At 34.5% G+C, this 20,511-nt stretch carries 12 protein-coding genes; 8 read left to right on the forward strand and 4 right to left on the reverse strand.

Annotated elements, in window-relative coordinates; translation table 11 throughout:
* The first annotated feature begins 119 nt into the window (after window positions 1-119).
* The 7 genes from APR43_RS04180 to APR43_RS04215 all read left to right on the forward strand — a co-directional run bounded on the left by APR43_RS04180 (window position 120) and on the right by APR43_RS04215 (window position 14,668).
* A complete protein-coding gene (locus APR43_RS04180) occupies window positions 120-3,212 on the forward strand; it encodes a SusC/RagA family TonB-linked outer membrane protein (protein ID WP_240514924.1) in 3,093 nt (1,030 codons plus the stop codon).
* Window positions 3,213-3,223: 11 nt separating this feature from the next.
* Window positions 3,224-4,738, forward strand: coding sequence for a SusD/RagB family nutrient-binding outer membrane lipoprotein (locus APR43_RS04185; RefSeq protein WP_053472665.1), 1,515 nt, complete (start codon window positions 3,224-3,226; stop codon window positions 4,736-4,738).
* Between the two features lie 447 nt (window positions 4,739-5,185).
* Window positions 5,186-7,174: a beta-mannosidase gene (locus APR43_RS04195; protein WP_053472663.1), complete on the forward strand. Its 1,989-nt coding sequence runs from the start codon at window positions 5,186-5,188 to the stop codon at window positions 7,172-7,174.
* A gap of 404 nt (window positions 7,175-7,578) precedes the next feature.
* Window positions 7,579-9,858, forward strand: a complete 2,280-nt coding sequence (locus tag APR43_RS04200; RefSeq protein ID WP_053472662.1) for a GH92 family glycosyl hydrolase — start codon at window positions 7,579-7,581, stop codon at window positions 9,856-9,858.
* A 137-nt stretch (window positions 9,859-9,995) separates the two neighbouring features.
* Window positions 9,996-12,275 (forward strand): GH92 family glycosyl hydrolase, encoded by a 2,280-nt coding sequence (locus APR43_RS04205; RefSeq protein WP_053472661.1) that lies wholly within the window; start codon window positions 9,996-9,998, stop codon window positions 12,273-12,275.
* A 5-nt stretch (window positions 12,276-12,280) separates the two neighbouring features.
* Window positions 12,281-13,744, forward strand: coding sequence for a glycoside hydrolase family 125 protein (locus APR43_RS04210; protein WP_053472660.1), 1,464 nt, complete (start codon window positions 12,281-12,283; stop codon window positions 13,742-13,744).
* Window positions 13,745-13,768: 24 nt separating this feature from the next.
* Window positions 13,769-14,668 (forward strand): ROK family protein, encoded by a 900-nt coding sequence (locus tag APR43_RS04215; protein WP_053472659.1) that lies wholly within the window; start codon window positions 13,769-13,771, stop codon window positions 14,666-14,668.
* A gap of 62 nt (window positions 14,669-14,730) precedes the next feature.
* Here APR43_RS04215 and APR43_RS04220 read toward each other — a convergent pair whose 3' ends face one another.
* Window positions 14,731-15,360, reverse strand: a complete 630-nt coding sequence (locus tag APR43_RS04220) for a DsbA family protein (RefSeq protein WP_053472658.1) — start codon at window positions 15,358-15,360, stop codon at window positions 14,731-14,733.
* 402 nt (window positions 15,361-15,762) lie between these two features.
* Between APR43_RS04220 and APR43_RS04225 the strand changes: the two genes are divergently transcribed.
* On the forward strand, window positions 15,763-16,416 hold the full coding sequence (locus tag APR43_RS04225; protein ID WP_053472657.1) for a hypothetical protein: 654 nt from the start codon (window positions 15,763-15,765) through the stop codon (window positions 16,414-16,416).
* Between the two features lie 429 nt (window positions 16,417-16,845).
* Here the strand turns inward: APR43_RS04225 and dnaN are convergent, their stop codons facing one another.
* The 3 genes from dnaN to gldF form a co-directional block, all read right to left on the reverse strand.
* Window positions 16,846-17,964, reverse strand: a complete 1,119-nt coding sequence (gene dnaN / locus APR43_RS04230; RefSeq protein WP_053472764.1) for a DNA polymerase III subunit beta — start codon at window positions 17,962-17,964, stop codon at window positions 16,846-16,848.
* Window positions 17,965-18,070: 106 nt separating this feature from the next.
* Window positions 18,071-19,756 (reverse strand): gliding motility-associated ABC transporter substrate-binding protein GldG, encoded by a 1,686-nt coding sequence (gene gldG / locus APR43_RS04235; protein WP_053472656.1) that lies wholly within the window; start codon window positions 19,754-19,756, stop codon window positions 18,071-18,073.
* Window positions 19,756-20,481, reverse strand: a complete 726-nt coding sequence (gene gldF, locus APR43_RS04240) for a gliding motility-associated ABC transporter permease subunit GldF (RefSeq protein WP_053472763.1) — start codon at window positions 20,479-20,481, stop codon at window positions 19,756-19,758. The genes gldG and gldF overlap by 1 nt, the downstream gene beginning before the upstream one ends.
* Window positions 20,482-20,511 lie beyond the last annotated feature (30 nt).

Genomic DNA, 20,511 nt, shown 5'->3' on the forward strand with positions numbered 1-20,511 from the left:
TCTGAAGGTTATATATCCACAATTAAGTTCAAAATTTTATTAATTATTTAAACAAACACAAAACAAACAAACACAAACGAACAAAACAAAATCCAAAACCCAAACCAAAAAAAATGCTTATGAAACGAATATTAGCAGTGTTGGCAATCGTATTGTTGGGCAGCTTAAGTGCTGCGGCTCAAAACCGATTAATAACAGGCATAGTAACAGATGCAGAGAACAAAGGAATTGTTGCCGCATCAATCGAGGTTCAAGGAAAACCATTTAGTGCAATTACAGACGCCGAAGGGCGATTTAGAATGAATGTTCCTGAAGGTAAAGTTACCCTAAACATATCTTCAATAGGATTTGAGTCAAAGTCAGTAGTACTTCAGGAGAACGAAACAAGAGCTGCTGTTACTTTAACAGAAACTACACAAGAACTTAAGGATGTTGTAGTAACTTCTTTTGGAGTGAAAAAACAAAAGAAAAGTCTGGGTTATGCCGTAGGGGAACTTAAAGGCGAAGACCTGACAAAAAATAAAGAAATTAACTTAGGAAATGCTTTGCAAGGTAAAATTGCAGGGGTAAACGTTTCTGCTCCGGTTACAGGACCTTCTGGTTCAAGCCGTGTTGTTATTCGTGGAGCAACTTCTGCATCTGGGCTTAACCAGCCGTTGTATGTTGTAGACGGAATTCCAATTGACAATACGCAGCAAGGAAATGCAGGAATGTGGGGAGGTGCAGACAAGGGTGATGGTATGTCTTCTTTCAATCCAGATGATATTGCTTCGATGTCAGTATTAAAAGGTAGTGCCGCTTCTGCTCTTTATGGGTACAGAGGATCAAATGGTGTTATCTTAATCACAACTAAAAAAGGTAAAAACGGAACTGGAATTGGAGTTGATTTCAATACAAATTCAACTTTTAATACACCGGCAAGTCTTTTAAACTGGCAGGATCAATATGGTGCGGGAGCTCCAAATGCAAGTGGTGTTCCAACAAGATTTACCAATCTGCAGGAACTTAGAGACTCCTACTATTTTGCATGGGGTGATAAATATGACGGAACACCTTCTCTTGGTTTAGACGGTAAAACCAGACCATACCAAGCATACGGAAAAGATAATGTTGAAAATTTCTACAGAACCGGGTATTCTTTCAGTAATACTTTAGCACTTTCTGGTGGAAACGAAACAACTAATTTCAGATTATCTTTCGGAAATACTAAAGATGAATCTATTATGCCGGGAACTACTTTTGGTAGAAATAACGTGGCTTTGAGTTTAAATTCTTCTCCAAATAAAAGTATCAGCATTGAAAGCAATGCACAATATATTTCTGAGAAAAGTCATAATAGACCTTATTTGAATGATTCGCCAAGAAACCCGTCTTTCCCAACTACTTTCATGACACCAGGTTCTGATATTAGATGGTTAAGCAATCCATACGATGCAAACGGAGGTGAAGAAGATTTCTTAGGAGCAAACGTATACCATACAAACCCTTACTTTGCTACAAAATCACCATTAAACGATGACCTTAGAAAACGTTTTATTGGTTCTGCAAAAGTAACTTATAATATTACAGATAAGATTTATGCGAAAGGTGTACTTGGAATTGATGATATCAACTACGAATACACTGAAATTGAACCAACTGGAATTAACTACAGTCCAGGCGGATCTATCGAAAACAGAATCGAAACCCGTTCAGAGGTGAATGCTTCAGGTTTCTTAGGATACAAAGGTAATATTGTTAAAAACCTTTCTTTAGATGCTTTCATTGGTGCAAACCGTCAACACAACAGATACAGCGGTATTAAAATGAAAGGAAACAACTTTATTGTTCCATTCGAATATTTCTACGGAAATACACAGCCGGACAAAACTGAAAAATTATTCTCTGAAAGTGAAGTAAACTCTCTTTTTTACTCTGCTGATATTGGATACAAAGATTTCTTATATGTAAGTTTAACAGGTCGTGAGGATTGGTTCTCAACTTTAGATCCTAAAAACAACAGTACATTTTATCCTTCTGTAAGTTCAAGTTTTATTTACTCAGAAGTTATAGGTCTTCCTGAATGGATTTCTTACGGTAAATTCAGAGCGGGTTGGGGTAACGTTGGAGGTGCATTGCCAGAAGCTTATGCTTTAGCATTGACTTATACTACACCAGACGGACAAACAGATTCTTTAGGACAGCCAATTTTAGGTGTTAACGGAGAAACAATTCCAAACAGAACTTTGAAACCTTACAATGTAAGTACAATCGAATTTGGTTTTGAAAACACATTTTTCAATAACAGAGTAAGTACAGATTTGACTTTCTACCACAAGAAAACAACAAATGATATTACAGATGCTGACGTTTCTCAGGCTTCTGGTTACAGAACTACAAAAATCAATGTTGGAGAAATCCTGAACAAAGGGGTGGAGTTTGCTATTAATGTAAAAGCAGTAAAAACACCAAGTTTTGCATGGAGTGTAGGTTATAATTTTGCTTATAATGATAGTGAAGTTATCAGCCTTTCTGATAAAATTACAACAAAATCATTAGAAGGAAACAGAGACGGTAGAGCTAACGTAGTTTTAGAAAAAGGACAGCCTTTTGGAGTTATTAAAGCGTATGATTATTTAAGAGATGCAAGCGGAAATATTGTATTGGATACAAACGGTAAATTCATGAGGGGAGATTTGATCATTGCCGGACAAGGTGTTGCGCCAACTTCAATGGGACTTTCAAATGATTTCTCTTATAAAAACTTCACACTTTCAGTTTTTGTTGATGCTAAATTTGGAGGAGAAATCTATTCTGCTACAAACCAGTTAGGAGCTCGTTACGGATTATCTGAAATCACACTTCCAGGTCGTGAAGGCGGTGTAGCAGTAAGCGGAAGAGATGTAAACGGAAATCCGGTTAACACAACAGTTTCTGCATACGATTACTGGAGAAGTTATAGTGATGTAACGTCAAACTTTGTATATGATGCTGATTTTGTGAAACTAAGAGCGATTTCTTTTGCTTACAATTTCCCAAAAATGTTTTTACAAAAAACACCTTTTCAGTCTGTTAGCTTAGCATTTTCTGCTCATAATTTATGGACAATTTATGACAAAGTACCAAACATTGATCCAGAGTCAAACTATTCTAATAGTAATGCACAAGGTATGGAGAGAGCTTCAATGCCGTTGACAAGAAACTATGGTTTTTCTCTTAATGTCAAATTCTAATACTAATAAAAATGAAAAATAGATATATAAAAATATTTTGTGTCGCAATTGTTAGTGCATTGACATTAGCTTCGTGCGATAAAGGATTCGAAGAAATGAATAAGAATCCAAATGCTTTAACAGATCCGGCTGTAAAATCAATGTTTACACTTGCAGAGATCTATGTTGACGGACAGGATTTTTCTAACACCAGAGGAAATAACTTATACGCAGCACAAATCGTACAGCAGTTTTCTTCACTTGGAGGACCAGGTTCTAAGTACACCTATTCTTCTGAATATTCTGCGGCTCTTTTTGGAGAAACATACGGAAAAGGATTAAATCAGATTTTCCAGTTATTATCTGTAATAGATAATACTCCTGAAAATTCAAACATGATTCAGGCATGCAGAATCATGAAAGTTTTCTTGTTCCAAAAATTGACAGATACGTATGGTGAAGTTCCTTATTTCGAAGCTGGAAAAGGATATAACGGAAACGTTTTTTCTCCAAAATACGACACGCAAGAAGCAATCTACAATGATCTTTTAAAAGAATTAGATGAAGCCGGAACCGCACTTGATGCAACAAAACCTTTTGTAGGCAATGCCGATTTGTATTACCAAAGTGATGTTGCAAGATGGAAAAAATTAGCAAACTCTTTAATGTTGAGAGTAGCAATGCGTTTGTCTAAAGTAAATCCTGCGAAAGCAAAAGAATATGTAGAAAAAGCATACTCAAAAGGAGTTTTTACTTCAAACGATGACAGTTTAGTTTTAAAACACGATGCAGGTCCTGCCGGGGTTAAAACAAACCCAATTACTTCTTCATGGGTTAGAAATGACTTAAACGGAGGAGAATCAAACATCAAATTCAGTAAAACATTCATCGATTTGTTGAAAAACACAAACGATCCGCGTTTAAGAATTTATGCAAAACTTGAAGCAACAGGAAATAACAATCCGGCAAGTCAGCAAGGTTTGGCTAATGATGCTAAAGAATTTCCTGGAGGAGACAAAAAACTTTTCTCAGATCCTAATACATCAACAGTATTACGTTTAGACGCACCTACATTAATTATGTCTTATTCAGAAGTTCAATTTATATTGGCAGAAGCTTCAGTAAAAGGATGGAATGTTGGCGGATCTGCACAGACTTATTACGAAAACGGAGTAAGAGCGGCCATGAATATTTTAACGATTTTTGGAGATAAAGTGCCTGCAGTTACACCAGCAGAATACAACACTTACATCACAACGTATCCTTTTAAAACTGCTGGAACAGATGCACAAAAAATCGAGCAGATTATTACACAAAAATGGATTGTTTTATTATTCAATGGTTTTGAAGCTTTTTCAGAATACAGAAGAACTGGTTACCCAGTATTAGTTCCTGTTAATGATCCAACAGGAGATACTAAGGGAACTATTCCAAGAAGATTAATTTATGATCAGTCAGAGCTTGTTACAAACGCGGCTAATTATAGGGAAGCAATTCAACGTCAAGGTTTAGATTTAATGACCACTAGAATCTGGTGGGATAAATAATTTTTAAATTGGTTGGTTAGTTAAAATAAGTCGGGTACTGAGCATGCCCGGCTTATTTTTAAATCTCTTTATAAATGTGCCCATAACAATCCGTATTAAATGAGTTTGATTTATTGATTTAAATACCTTTTTTTTCGCAAAAGCAAAGAGTGCTCTGCTGAAAAAGATGGGATTATTTTCAAAAATTAAAAAAATCTCAGAACAATACAGATGTTTAAAGTTCATTGATAATCAGAATTAAAACAGCCCACATCAAATTAAAAGCATACATAAGGCAGTAGTAAAAGAAAATATTTCCAGTTGTTTTTTTTGAGTTAATAACGAAAAATAAATTCTAAGGAGAAGGAATAACTTTAGTACGTTCAATTCCTTCTCTAAGCTGCCAAATGATTAAATTATTATGCCTTTTTTAGTAACTTTAAAAGGTATAAATAGTATTAGAATAAAATGAATTTTCAAACAAAACTTCTTTGGTTAATCTTCCTTTGCCTTTCAAATTTTTCATTGACTGCCCTTGCACAAAATGTTGATTTGAAGAACAATTGGAATTATCGGGAAGAAAAAACACAAAAGTGGTTTCCAGCGACAGTTCCGGGAGAAATCCATACCGATTTATTAAACAATAAATTAATTCCAGACCCATTTTTCAGGGACAACGAAAAGAAGTTATTGTGGATAGAACGTAAAAACTGGGAATATAAAACCACATTTAAAGTTGCAGCAGCAATGCTGAAAAAGAAAAACACAGAATTGGTTTTTGATGGATTAGATACTTATGCATCTGTATATTTAAATAATCAGTTGGTTTTAAAAGCCGATAATATGTTTCGTCAATGGCGTGTTGATGTTAAAAAAATACTCAAATCTGGAGATAATAATTTAGTAATAGTATTTCAATCGGCACAAAATGTTGTTGATTCACTTGCTAAAAAAGATCTGCCTTTTAAAATTCCAGACAATCCGCGTGCTTATGTTCGCAAAGCGCAGTATCATTTTGGATGGGATTGGGGACCAAAATTCACAACATGCGGAATTTGGAAAACACCGAGACTTGAAGCTTACGACGAAAAAACTCCAGAGAAACCATACGTTCTTAATCGTAAAATAGAATTAATACAAGAACCGGATAGCCTTGGCCGATCTTTTTATTTTAAAATAGATGGAAAGCCGGTTTATATGAAAGGCGCCAATTATATTCCGTCAGATGCATTTCTTTCTCGGGTAACCAAAAAAGAATACGAAAAAGTAATTTTATCTGCCAAAGATGCCAATATGAATATGCTTCGTGTTTGGGGCGGCGGAATTTATGAAGATGATTGTTTTTATGATTTATGCGATAAATACGGCATTAATGTCTGGCAGGATTTTATGTTTGCCGGCACAATGGTTCCCGGCGATAAAGCATTTTTTGATAATGTAAAAGAAGAAGTACAATATCAGGTAAAACGTCTGCGCCATCATCCAAGTATCGTTTTATGGTGCGGAAATAACGAATCTGATGAAGCCTTTAAAAACTGGGGATGGATGAGAAGCATGAAATTGTCAAAACAAGATTCTACTCGTTTGTGGCACGATTATGTTCGTTTATTTCACGATAGTATTCCAAAATGGGTTAAAGAAGTCGATGATAAACGTCCATATTTAAGTTCTTCACCTTTACATCATTGGTCCAAACAAAAAAGCATTACCGAAGGCGACAGTCATTATTGGGGTTTATGGTGGGGATTAGAAGATATTGAAGCGACACAGAAAAAAACAGGACGATTTGTGAGTGAATACGGAATGTTGTCTATGCCGAATTATTCTTCTACAGAAAAATTCACATTGCCGGAAGACCGACGTTTATATTCAGATGTAATAAAAGCGCATCAAAAATCTGGCAAAGGATTTATAAAACTGAATTCGTATTTGAACCGATATTTTATCGATTCAACCAAAATAAAAAAGATGAATGTGGAAGATTATACGTACCTGACACAATGTTTACAGTATTATACAATAAAAAATATCGTAGGTATTCATCGGTCTAAAGCGCCCTATAATATGGGAACTTTAGTCTGGCAGTTAAACGACTGCTGGCCCGTTGCAAGCTGGAGCATAACGGATTATGATAACCGACAGCCAAGAGCGGCCTGGTATGCCATTCGGGAAGCGTACAGAGATGATAAAACGCCAGAAATCGATCTTACACGCCCAATAGATTTAAAATTAGAAGACCCGAAAATAAGCTGGCAGATAAAAGGAAATAAAGTATTTTTAAAAGCCCAAAAGCAAGCAAAATATGTTTACATTTCCATCAAAGGATATACCGGAAAATGGAGTGATAATTATATAGATTTAGCCGCTGGAGAAGAGAAAATAATTTCATTTGAAGGAAAAATTGTTAATCCAGAGATTAAAGTTTTCTCATTATATGAGGTTTTAAAGAGGTACTAAGGTTCTAAGTTGCTAAGAAAGGGACAAAGGTTCAAAGGGGCAAAGCGACAAAGGTTTTCCGTAGAGACGCACAGCAGTGCGTCTAACACAAAGAAATTAAAAGATTGGTGTAACTCAGTTTGATCCGTATCATCCGTGGGCTAAACCAATATAATAAAAGTGACAAAGATTTTCCGTAGAGACGCACAGCAGTGCGTCTAACACAAACAAATTAAAAGATTCGTGTAACTCAGTTTGATCCGTATCATCCGCGGGCTAAACCAATATAATAAAAGTGACAAAGGTTTTCCGTAGAGACGCACAGCAGTGCGTCTAACACAAAGAAATTAAAAAACATTTGCGTCAATCTGTTTAATCCGTTTCATCAGTGGGCTAAAACAATACGAAATCAAAAATAAAAATAAATGAGAATAATATTTAGCAGCTTTTTAGCTTTAAACCTATTTTTTGCCAATCCGGTAATATCACAGCATAAAAAGACAAAACACAAAAAACAAACAAAAACGACAGACATAAATTACACACAATATGTAAATCCGTTGATAGGTTCAGCAGGTCACGGTCACGTATTTGTAGGTGCTAATGTTCCGTTTGGAGCTGTGCAATTAGGACCAGTAAATGTTTTTGAAGGCTGGGATTGGTGCAGCGGATACAATTATGCCAGTAACACCATTTTAGGTTTTACGCACACCCACTTAAGCGGAACAGGAATTGGAGATTTAAATGATATTTTACTTTTGCCTGTTTCAGGAAAAGTGGCGCTTACCAAAGGAACAAAAGAAGACATGACAACAGGTTATGGCTCTTATTTCTCTCATAATAATGAAATTGTTAAACCAGGATATTACAGCGTTTTATTAGATAAATACAATATCAAAGCAGAATTAACAGCGAGCGAAAGAGTAGGTTTCCACAAATACACTTTCAACTCAGACGATGATGCTCATATTTTAATTGATCTTGCAGACGGAATTGGCTGGGACAGACCCGTAAAAACCTTTATAAGAAAAGTTGATGAAACTAAAATTGAAGGTTACCGTTATTCTGCAGGCTGGGCAGCAGATCAGCGTATTTATTTTTCTATGGAATTTTCTGAACCAATTGCAAATCTTACTTTATACGACAGTACTGCTGTGGTAAGAGGTCATGGAGGTGAAGGTTTAAAAATGAAAGCAGTATTAGATTTTGCTGCCTTAAAAAACAAACAAGTTCTGGTAAAAGTTGGAATATCTCCGGTAAGTTCAGAGAATGCTGCAGCGAATGTTAAAGCAGAAATTCCGTCTTGGGATTTCGATAAAACAGTAAAAGAAGCGAATTCAAAATGGAATAAAGAGCTTAATAAAATTCAGATAAAAGGAGACGAAAAAACAATGAAAGTTTTCTATACTTCCTTGTATCATACCATGTTTGCGCCATCTATTTTCAATGATGCCAATGGAGATTATCTCGGAACAGATAAAAAAGTCTACGAAAAAGCAAATTTTACAAACTACACTACTTTTTCACTTTGGGATACATATCGCGGTTTACATCCTTTATACACGATTACGCAGCCGGAAAAAATTAATGATATTGTTAAATCATTTTTGGCGATTTATCAGCAGCAAGGAAGATTACCGGTTTGGCATTTAATGGGTAATGAAACCAACACAATGAACGGAAATCATTCAATTGCTGTTATTGTCGATGCATACTTAAAAGGTTGCCGAGATTATGATACCGAATTAGCTTACGAAGCCATCAAAAAAACAGCCATGCAAACTCGCGACGGAATGGATTATGTTCAAAAATTAGAATATATCCCAGCCGATAAAATGCTGGAATCTGTTGGAAATGCGCTTGAATATGCAATCGACGATTATTGCATTGCACAAATGGCAAAAGCCTTAAATAAAACGGAAGATTACGCTTATTTCACGAAAAGAGCCAATTTATACAAACTTTATTTTGATAAAGAAACCGCTTTCATGAGAGGTAAATTAACCAATGGAAAATGGAGAACACCATTTAATCCGCTTTCATCAGCACACCGAAAAGATGATTATGTAGAAGGAAATGCGTGGCAGTATACTTGGTTGGTTCCTCAGGATCCGTATGGTTTAATCGATTTGTTTGGAAGCGAAGAAAGCTTTTTAAACAAACTGGATTCTTTATTTTTAATAACCGATAAAGTAGAAGGAGAAGATGTTTCACCAGATATCAGCGGTTTAATAGGGCAGTACGCTCATGGAAATGAACCCAATCATCATATTCCGTATTTGTATGCTTTTGCAGGTCAGCCTTGGAAAACGGCAAAATTAATTCGTGAAATCGATGATAAATTTTACTCCACAAAACCAGACGGATTATGCGGTAATGAAGATTTAGGTCAAATGTCGGCTTGGTATGTTTTATCTTCAATGGGATTTTATTCTGTAAATCCCGCAAACGGAATTTACGTTTTAGGAAGCCCGTTAGTAAATTCAGCAGTTATAAATTATAAAAAAGGAATTTCATTTAAAATAAATGCAATTGATAACAGCGCAGATAATATTTACATTCAAAGAGCAGAGTATAATGGAAACCCATATACAAAATCATATATCACACAAGAAATGATAGCTCAAGGCGGAGAATTGAAATTATATATGGGAAGCAAGCCTTCGTTGACATTTGGAGTAAAAAGAGAAAACAGACCTAATTGATTTTAGATTTTAGAGTGTAGATTTTAGATTTAAGAAGTAAGACCATTCGGTTTCCTGCAAGGTTTTTAAAACCTTGTAGGTATAAAGTTAAAGTTCAGTTTAAAGCCTAAAGCCTATAGCATAAAAAAACAAAAACTATGAAAATAAAAAGTTTAATTTTTTTTGGATTAATACAGTATTGCATTTCTGTAAATGCACAAGTTAAAGAGCCCGTAGAATATGTAAACCCGTTAATGGGAACGCAGTCACTGCATAATCTTTCCAACGGAAATACCTATCCCGCAATCTGCAGACCTTGGGGAATGAATTTCTGGACACCGCAAACCGGAAAAATGGGCGACGGATGGGCGTATACGTATACCGCAGAAAAAATCAGAGGGTTTAAGCAAACGCATCAGCCTTCACCATGGATGAATGATTACGGTCAGTTTTCGATTATGCCTGTTAGTGGTAAATTGGCTTTCGCCGAAGATGAACGTGCGAGTTGGTTCAGTCATAAAGCAGAAGTTTCTAAGCCCTATTATTACAGCGTTTATCTGGCTGATTATGATGTAATAACAGAAATTACAACAACCGAAAGAGCAGCACATTTTCAGATTACATTTCCTGAAAACGAAAAATCTTCAATTGTAATTGATGCATTCGACAAAGGATCTTATATAAAAATAATTCCGTCAGAAAATAAAATTATTGGTTATACAACCCGTAATAGCGGCGGTGTTCCTCAAAACTTCAAAAACTATTTTGTTTTAGTATTTGATAAACCATTTGCAACAAATTATACTTGTATTGATAGAGTTTTGATTAAAGATAAATTAGAAGCAGTTGGACTTCATACTGGCGCAATAGTGGAGTTTAAAACTAAAAAAGGAGAAAAAGTAAACGTAAAAGTAGCTTCCTCTTTTATAAGCCCGGAACAAGCAGAACTGACTTTAAAGAATGAATTAGGTTCAGCATCTTTTGAAGAAACTTTGGCACAATCTAAAAACGAATGGAATAAAGTTTTAGGAAAAATTACGGTTGAAGATACAAATGAAGATCAATTAAAAACTTTTTATTCTTGTTTATATCGTACCGTTTGTTTTCCTCAAAAACAATATGAAATAAATAAAGATGGCGAAATTGTGCATTACAGCCCATATAATGGAAAAGTTTTACCGGGATATATGTATGCAGGAACTGGCTTTTGGGATACATTCCGTGCCTTATATCCTTTATTAAATTTAGTTTATCCTTCTATAAATAAAGAAATGCAAGAAGGTTTAATAAACGATTATAAAGAAGGCGGATTTTTGCCGGAATGGTCAAGTCCGGGCTTTAGAAATGTTATGGTCGGGAATAATTCTGCCTCTGTAGTTTCTGATGCTTATATGAAAGGACTACGCGGTTATGACATTAATACTTTATATGAAGCTTTGCAGCACGGAGCTAATAATGAAGGTCCGCTGGAAGCTGTAGGCAGAAAAGGAGTACAGTATTACAATACTTTAGGATACGTTCCTTACGATGTTGAGATTAATGAAAATGCAGCCAGAACACTTGAATATGCTTATGATGATTTTGCAATCTGGAAATTAGCCAAAGCTTTAGATCGCCCGAAAAAAGAAATTAATCTGCTTGAAAAGCGAATGATGAATTATAAAAAGCTATTTAATCCATCTATCGGATTAATGAGCGGACGTAATAAAGACGGCAGTTTTCCACCCAATTTTAATCCGTTCAAATGGGGAGACGCTTTTACAGAAGGAAACAGCTGGCATTACAGCTGGAGCGTATTTCACGACATTCAGGGTTTAATTGATTTGATGGGCGGCGAGAAAAAATTCACTTCAAAATTAGATGCTGTATTTACAACGCCTCCGGTTTTTGATGATACTTATTACGGTTCTGTTATTCATGAAATTCGAGAAATGCAAATCATGAATATGGGGCAGTATGCACACGGAAATCAGCCAATTCAGCATATGATTTATTTATACAATTATGCAGGCGAACCTTGGAAAACGCAATATTGGTCAAGAGAAGTTATGAACCGTTTGTACAAACCAACTCCAGATGGATATTGCGGAGATGAAGATAACGGACAGACTTCCGCCTGGTATATTTTCTCTGCAATGGGATTTTATCCGGTTTGTCCCGCAACAGAAGAATACGTTTTAGGTGCGCCATTATTTAAGAAAACAACTTTACAGCTTGAAAATGGAAAACAGCTTATTATAAATGCCCCAAATAATTCAGATGTAAGCAAATATGTAAATGAATTGAAATGGGATAATTCATCTTATACTAAAAACTATATCAATCATTTTGATGTATTAAAAGGCGGAGAATTGAATTTTGATATGACAAGTTCTCCAAATTTAAAAAGAGGTACAACATCAGAAGCGTATCCATATTCTTATTCAACTTCAAAGTAAAATTTATGCAGTCACGTAGAAAATTTATAAAAAATACAGGAATTTTTTCCGCAGGATTATTAGCGCTTCAAACGGATGTTTTTGGATTTAATTCAGATGCATTTCAGTTTCCTTTAAAAGATTTTATCAGTAAAAGACCTCCGCTTGCCGAAAGAAAATTTACAAGTAAAGCAGTCGAAGCGGCAATTGTGAGAATCAAAAAACAAATAGCAAACCCAGAATTGGCCTGGTTATTTGAAAACTGCTTTCCAAATACATTAGACACTACAGTCGATTTTGAAATTATTGACGGAAAACCAGATACATACGTAATTACAGGAGATATTGATGCAATGTGGCTTCGTGATAGTACAGCGCAGATTTGGCCTTATATTCCATTTGTAAAAGAAGATCCAAAACTGGCAGAATTGGTGAAAGGAGTAATCAACCGTCAGGCGAAATGTATTTTGCTTGATCCTTATGCGAATGCTTTTTATAAAGATTTCACCAAAGAAAGCGAATGGAAAAATGACTTAACAAAAATGCAGCCCGGAATTCACGAAAGAAAATGGGAAATTGACAGTTTGTGTTACCCAGTTCGATTAGCACACGGATACTGGAAAGAAACCGGAGATATTAGTTTGTTTGATGCCAAATGGAAAGAAGCGATGCTTTTGATTCTGCAGACTTTTAAAGAACAACAAAGACTGGACGGAAAAGGCGGCCCGTATAGTTTTCAGCGTCAAACTGCCTGGGCTACAGATGGAGTTCCGTTAGGCGGTTACGGCTATCCTGTAAAACCTTGTGGATTAATCGTTTCTACTTTTAGACCAAGTGACGACAGTACTTTGTTTGGATATTTAATTCCAAGCAATATGTTCGCAATTGAAATATTAGATTATTTGATTGAAATTTTCTCTTTACCGGCTTTGAAAGACAATGATTTAGTTGCCAAAGCTACAGAGTTAAGAGATCAGGTCCAAAAAGGTTTAAAAGAAAACGGAATTATAGAACATCCAAAATTCGGAAAAATCATTGCTTTCGAAGTAAATGGATTTGGCAGTTTTCATATGATGGATGATGCTAATGTTCCTTCATTGTTATCACTTCCATATTTAGGTGCGATTGCTCCAAATGATCCTTTATATCTAAATACACGTAAAGTTGTTCTTTCAGAAAACAACCCGTTTTTCTATAAAGGAAAAGCCGGAGAAGGAATTGGCGGCCCGCATACCGGAGTTGATACAATCTGGCCATTGAGTATTGTTTTGAGAGCGATTACAAGTGTAGACGAAAATGAAATTAAAACATGCATCAGCAATTTGATTAAAACAAATGCCGATACCGGATTTATGCACGAATCCTTTCATAAAGATGATGTAAACAAATTTACCCGTAAATGGTTTGCATGGGCAAATACATTATTTGGAGAAATGATTGTACACACGAGTATTCATTATCCTCAAATTTTAAAAGATAAAAATATCTAGTACTAAAAAGTTAAACGATTAAAAATGAATACATCATATGCCATAGGGCTAGATATAGGAGGAACACATATTACCGCAGCAGTTATCAATAAAACAGAAATGAAAGTGATGGAACTTTCATTATATAAAGAATCATTCGACTCTAATTTACCTGTAAATCAAGTAATAACTATTTGGAAAAAAGTCATTAATACAGCAATTGAAAATTCAAAAATTGAAAATATTACAGGAATTGCCGTTTGTATGCCCGGCCCATTTGATTATGAAAAAGGCATTTGCTGGATTAAAGATCAATCTAAATACGAACATTTCTACGGATTGAATGTTAGAGATTTGATTTTAGAAAGCCTTAATTTTTCAAATGATTTTCCGGTGCTTTTTGAAAATGACGCTGTTTGTTTTGGAAAAGGGGAAGTTTTTAAACAGCAGGAAAATCTTTCTAAAAAGGTAATGGCAGTTACTTTAGGTACAGGTTTAGGAGCTTGTTTTATTGATAAAGGAGTTTCAATAAGTACAGGAAACCAGGTACCAACAGATGGAGAAATTTATAATCTGGAATATAAAGAAGGTATTGCCGAAGATTATGTTTCTGTGAGAGGCCTTTTATCTCATTATAAAACGTTAAGTGGTTTTACCCTAAAAAATGGTTTAGAGCTTTATGATTTAGCCATTAACGGAGATCAACAAGCTGTAAAAGTATTTGAAACAATGGGTGAAGATTTAGCCGAAGTTGTAATTCCGTGGATAAAGAATTTCTCGGCAGAGCATATTATCATTGGTGGAAAAATTGCCAATGCGAGTGATTTATTTCTGTCTTCATTTAATAAAAGCATAAAAAAATCAGGTTTAGAAATACAGGTTTCCATTTCTACAGATAATGAAATTGCGGCCTTATTGGGCGCAGTAAGTTTTCTTCGCGATTAGATTAAAAACAAAAACGGATGAGCAATTTACTCATCCGTTTTGTTTTCCTATTTCAATTTAAATTATTTTAAACCTTCTTTGATTGTCTGAACAAAAGCTTCAACTGGCTGAGCGCCCGAAACGGCATATTTTCGGTCAAAAACAAAAAACGGAACTCCCTGCACGCCAATTTCCTGAGCTTCTTTAATATCGCTTTGAACTTCTTTCAAATATAAACTTTCGCTTTCCAGAACTTCCAAAACATCATTTTTGCTCAATCCTGCTTTTTCGGCTAATTCAATTAAAGTTGGACCATCGTTTAAGTCTCTTCCTTCTGTAAAATAAGCTTTAAAGAAGATTTCCTCCATTTCATCGCCTAATTTTTTAGTCTTAGCCAATTGAATAATCCTATGCGCTTCTAAAGAATTTGAAATAACCGCTTTATCAAAGTTATAATCTAAACCAGCACTTTTAGCACGTTCTGCGACACCTTTATGCATTTCTCTTGATTGTTCAACAGACATACCTTTTCGTTCTGCTAAATACGTATAAACGTCTTTTTCTGGTTGTGGCGTAATAGTTGGGTCAAGCTGAAAGCTTTTCCACTCAATTTCAAATTCATTATTTGGAAATTCAGCTAAAGCTGTTTCCAACTGTCTTTTTCCGATATAACAAAACGGACACATGATGTCCGACCAAATTTCTATTTTCATAAGTGCAAAGTTAAAGAAAAATTTGTTTCAGGTTTGAAGTTTCAGGTTGCATAGCTTGTGGAATTTTTTAACGCAAAGTACGCTAAGATTTTTTGATATAGATTGTATTTAGAATTCGCTAAGTTCGCAAAGCTATATCAGCACAAAGCTTTGCGAACTTAGCGGTTTTATAAAAACCTAACTTAAAAAAAATCTTAGCGTACTTTGCGTTAAAAAAACAACACAAAGTTTAACTCTGCAGTTGAAATTTCTTCGTTCCTCGCAATTATGTACTTGTCTGCTTTTGAAGTTTATTTTTTATGATAAAAGAAAAATCCTTTTCATATATAAAAAACAAGTATTTTTAGTACAAAAGTCAATGAGAAACTAATTTGTTGATTTAGATGTAATTATGAATTTATTATGAAGAAAAACATTTTCTATTTTTTATTGATCTTACTTTCAGCCAATTCAAATGCGCAGATTAGAGGTTTTGTTGATTTATCTTTTTATCGTCATACTGATTTTCAAGGTTCTGGTTATATTCAGGGCGGGTTAGGTTTAGAAGCTAAAGTATACAAGTTCTTAAAACCTGAGTTTGGAGTAACTTATTATTATGGAACTCTCGAAGATTATAATAAAACAGATGCTGTAGGAAACATTACAAGTGTGACAAAAGTAAGTGCGAATGCTTTAAATTTTGGATTTACGCCTAAAATATGTCTTTCTTGCGGGGAATATAGTGCCGGAGATGTTCTTCTTCAAATTCTTCCTGTTTATAATATATCAAGAATCGAAGCTCAGCAGAATTATACCACGATCAATCAAAATAATCCGTCTCAATCGAAAACCCAAAAAGATATTGTTACAGAATGGCAGCAATCTGTAGGGATTGGACTTGGTATAGATATTATTCTTTCAGATAAAAATTATGATTCCTTGGCAGTCAATTTATATTATACAGGTGTAAATATGGGAAAAGCCATAGGTGAGGTAGAAAGCACAAACACGAGATACGACAGCCGTACTTTAGGATTTGGATTGAACTATTATTTTGGTTTCAAGAAGAAGGATTAAAAGACTGGTGAATTGTTTCAGGTTTAAAGTTTCATGTTTCAGGTTGAAATGCGATTAAACTTTGTGTAGATTTTTAGCGCAATTTTTAACGCAAAGCACGCTAAGATTTTTTAATAAGTTAGGTTTTTATAAAACCGCTAAGTTCGCAAAGCTTTGTGTAGATATAGCTTTGCGAACTTAGCGCATTGTAAATACAATCTATATCAAAAAAAACTTAGCGTGCTTTGCGTTAAATATCACAACGAATCTGAAACATGAAACCTAAAACTTGAAACAAAAAACATCAAAAATAAAAAACCGCAACTCTTTTAAAGAATTGCGGTTTCTAGGTATAAAAAATGGTTGGTTAATAGCGATATTTTTTTTTACAATGATATGTCTTTAATTTTAAATTAAAAAAAATCCCTGTAACAAAAAGAAGTTTTGATGTTAACTATTTAACATTACCGGCATTACCAACATTGTAACAGTTTCACCTTCTTCTAAGCCGTCTGCAGGCGTTAAGATTCCAGCTCTGTTTGGTAATGACATTTCCAACATAATCACATCAGATTGAAGGTTTGTCAGCATTTCGATTAAGAAACGAGAGTTAAAACCAATTTGTAAATCATCACCTTGATAATCACAAGTCAATCTTTCTTCTGCTTTGTTTGAGTAATCGATATCTTCTGCAGAAACATTTAATTCAGCTCCTGCAATTTTTAAACGAATTTGGTGTGTAGTTTTGTTTGAGAAAATCGCAACACGACGAACAGAACTTAAAAATAAAGAACGGTCGATTAATAATTTGTTTGGATTTTCTTTTGGAATTACCGCTTCGTAATTAGGGTATTTTCCGTCGATTAAACGACACATTAAGATATAATTGTCAAATGAGAAAGTCGCATTTGAATCGTTGTATTCAATTTTTACTTCAGCGTCAGAACTTCCTAAAATACTTTTTAAGATATTTAAAGGTTTCTTTGGCATAATAAAATCAGCAACCTGAGACGCTTTTACATCTGCACGAGCATATTTTACTAATTTATGAGCATCTGTAGCAACAAAAGTTAAACCTTCTGGAGAGAACTGAAAAAATACTCCAGACATTACAGGACGTAAATCATCGTTTCCGGCAGCAAAGATTGTTTTACTTACAGCTGTTGCCAAAACATCAGCAGGAACTAAAGTTACAGATGGATCTTCAAGATTTACAGACTTAGGAAATTCTTCTCCGGCAGCGTATGCTAATGCATATTTACCTGAGTTAGAACTAATCTCAACTGTATTATTGTCTGCAACAGTAAAAGTTAAAGGCTGCTCTGGAAATGTTTTTAAAATTTCAAGTAAAAGTTTTGCCGGTACAGCAACACTTCCTTTGCTTTTAGAATCGATTGATAATGTAGCCGACATTGTCGTTTCAAGATCTGAAGCCGAAACAGTCAACTCACTATTGTTTAGTTCAAATAAAAAGTTGTCTAAAATAGGCAACGTATTGTTACTGTTAATTACACTACCTAAAACTTGTAATTGTTTTAATAAGTACGAACTCGATACTATAAATTTCATCTCTTTTGTTTTATTTTTTGAGGTATTCCCAAGCATTTAGGCGCTGGGCATACGGATTACAAATATATCGTAAACATTCTTAGTTTCGCAATTTTTTTATTAACATCTATCGGCTGTATTTCTTTTTTCGAAGAAAGGTAAATACCAATCCGAAAACCAATAAAATAAGGATTGGAAGCCCGATAGTTATGAATTGTGTTGTCGTATAATTTTCGTAAACTTTTTCTTTATCCAATAATGGCAGTTCAACATCTTTGCTTCTAATGTTAATAAGTCCTGTATCGTCAAGAAGATAATTGACACAATTCATCATAAAATCTTTATTGTCATAAAGGTTTCCGGTTCTTTGGTCGTAGCCCAGTTCAACGGGCATCATGTTTTTATCCAGTTGATTTCTCGCGATATCTCCATCGGCAACTACGATCATTTTGGTTGGTTTTCCTTTAGCCTGAAATGAACTTTCTTTAAAAGGTAAAACACGATTCTCAAATGCCGAATGGAAACTTCCTTCCAGTAAAACAGAAAGATTTATATTTCCTTTATTAGCATAATCTGCCGGTGTAGTTTTCTCAGTTACAATATTCAGATTAATTTCTGATGGTGTTCCAATTGTTTTAGAATATTGTGACGATTGTAATAAAACGGTCTTTTTAATTCCGTTTTTCAAAGTATCAATCGGACTGGCAAAATCAAATTTGATTCCGCCTAGATTTTTCACAATTGGGTGCTGGCTTGATGGCTGAACCAGCGGTGCAAATTTCCAGATAAAATCCTGATATTGAGTAGCACTTCCTTGTTCTCCGGTTGCCAGTTTTATTGGACTTCCATTTTCGTCTTTAACCAAATCAGGGTTAATTCTGAATCCGTATTTAAAGAACATATCGTTTAAATTCAAATCTCTTGGATAAGCCAAAGTCGCACCAGCCTGATTGTATAAGCTGTCCATATCTGCCGCAACTTGATCAACCAGCCATAAAGTTTTACCGCCATTCATGATAAACTGATCCAGAACTTGTTTTTCTTCGTCTGAGAATTTTTCAGTTGGTTTTGAGATTATTGCTAAATCATATTTTTCTAAAGCATCTAAAGTTCCGTTTGGATCTTTGGCAACAGAATCTAAAGTAAAAGGGCCGATATAATAACTTTCTTTAATTTGTCTCAATAATTTACCAATATGAATTTCAGATAATTCACCATTTCCTTTTATAATGGCAACTTTCTTTTGTCTGTCTTTGGTGATTTTATTAATGGCATCGGCAATCGAATATTCTAAATGCTGAATCGATCCAATTACTTTTTGCGTAGTTGAAGCTCCCATAATGTTTTTCAACAAAGGAATATTAACTTCTTTATTATTGTAAACGGCAACTGCCCACGGAAAAACCATTTCCTGAGATTGTTTTCCTTTATCGTCAACAGTGATGTTTATTGGTGTAAGTCCTTTTTGATAAAGTGATTTTACAACTTCCATATTGTCTTCTCCGTCTTCCATTGGGTTAACGAATTCAAAAACAATATTGCTGTTATACGCCTGAAATTCTTCAAGTAATTGTTTGGTTTCCAGTTGTAAACGTCTAAAATCAGCAGGAAGTTCGCCCTGCATATAAATTTTAATTGACAAAGGATTTTTAACCTGTTTTACGATTTGTAAAGAAGTTGGAGATAAAGTATATCGTTTGTCTTTCGTTAAATCAAAACGATGAAAGAATAAGCTTCCGAGAACATTTAAAACAATTAAAATAAAAATTGTAATGCCTAATGTCTTTAAATTTAATTTATTAGATGCTTTCATTACGCTTTAAAAGATTTTAATTGATAAACGGTAAAAGATAAAAATAAAACGCTGATGCTTAAAAAGTAAATTACATCACGGGTATCAATAACGCCTCGGCTCATACTTTTAAAATGATCCTGCATTCCAAATGCCGAAATAATGTTAGATTGTCCCGGAACTAACGACGCCAGACCTTCAAACCCAAAATAAAATAAAAAGCATAAAAACACGGCAATTATAAACGCAACAATTTGGTTTTCTGATAGAGTAGAAGTAAAGATTCCAATTGCAGAATAAGAAGCAATTAAAAATAATAATCCAAAATAAGAACCAATTGTGCTTCCCATATCAATATTTCCTTCAGGCAGACCTAAACTTGAAATGACTTTTACATAAATAAAAGTTGGAATAATAGCTAAAATAATCAGCAAGAATGAACCTAAAAATTTTCCATTTACAATTTCCCAAATCGATAACGGTTTGGTTAAAAGCAATTCAAGTGTTCCTTGTTTTCTTTCGTCAGAGAAACTTCTCATGGTTACGGCCGGAATCAGGAAAATTAAAATCCACGGCGTTAAAGTGAAAAAAGGAGTCAAATCGGCATAACCGGTATTTAATATATTGTAATCTCCCTCAAATACCCATAAAAACAGTCCGTTGCTGATTAAGAAAATCGCAATGACCAAATAGCCAATAGGAGAACCAAAAAAGGATTTTATTTCTCGTAAAATGATTGATTTCATTCGTGTTTTTGTTTTTATTGTTTCAGGTTT

This window comes from Flavobacterium sp. NLM, from assembly GCF_002210235.1.
In the GTDB taxonomy this organism is placed as follows: Bacteria; Bacteroidota; Bacteroidia; order Flavobacteriales; family Flavobacteriaceae; genus Flavobacterium; species Flavobacterium panici.

Excerpts from the sequence above, each read along its gene's own strand:
- APR43_RS04180 (WP_240514924.1), top strand. The coding sequence starts at position 120 with ATGAAACGAATATTAGCAGTGTTGGCAATCGTATTGTTGGGCAGCTTA.
- APR43_RS04185 (WP_053472665.1), top strand. The coding sequence starts at position 3,224 with ATGAAAAATAGATATATAAAAATATTTTGTGTCGCAATTGTTAGTGCA.
- APR43_RS04195 (WP_053472663.1), top strand. The coding sequence starts at position 5,186 with ATGAATTTTCAAACAAAACTTCTTTGGTTAATCTTCCTTTGCCTTTCA.
- APR43_RS04200 (WP_053472662.1), top strand. The coding sequence starts at position 7,579 with ATGAGAATAATATTTAGCAGCTTTTTAGCTTTAAACCTATTTTTTGCC.
- APR43_RS04205 (WP_053472661.1), top strand. The coding sequence starts at position 9,996 with ATGAAAATAAAAAGTTTAATTTTTTTTGGATTAATACAGTATTGCATT.
- APR43_RS04210 (WP_053472660.1), top strand. The coding sequence starts at position 12,281 with ATGCAGTCACGTAGAAAATTTATAAAAAATACAGGAATTTTTTCCGCA.
- APR43_RS04215 (WP_053472659.1), top strand. The coding sequence starts at position 13,769 with ATGAATACATCATATGCCATAGGGCTAGATATAGGAGGAACACATATT.
- APR43_RS04220 (WP_053472658.1), bottom strand. The coding sequence starts at position 15,360 with ATGAAAATAGAAATTTGGTCGGACATCATGTGTCCGTTTTGTTATATC.
- APR43_RS04225 (WP_053472657.1), top strand. The coding sequence starts at position 15,763 with ATGAAGAAAAACATTTTCTATTTTTTATTGATCTTACTTTCAGCCAAT.
- dnaN (WP_053472764.1), bottom strand. The coding sequence starts at position 17,964 with ATGAAATTTATAGTATCGAGTTCGTACTTATTAAAACAATTACAAGTT.
- gldG (WP_053472656.1), bottom strand. The coding sequence starts at position 19,756 with ATGAAAGCATCTAATAAATTAAATTTAAAGACATTAGGCATTACAATT.
- gldF (WP_053472763.1), bottom strand. The coding sequence starts at position 20,481 with ATGAAATCAATCATTTTACGAGAAATAAAATCCTTTTTTGGTTCTCCT.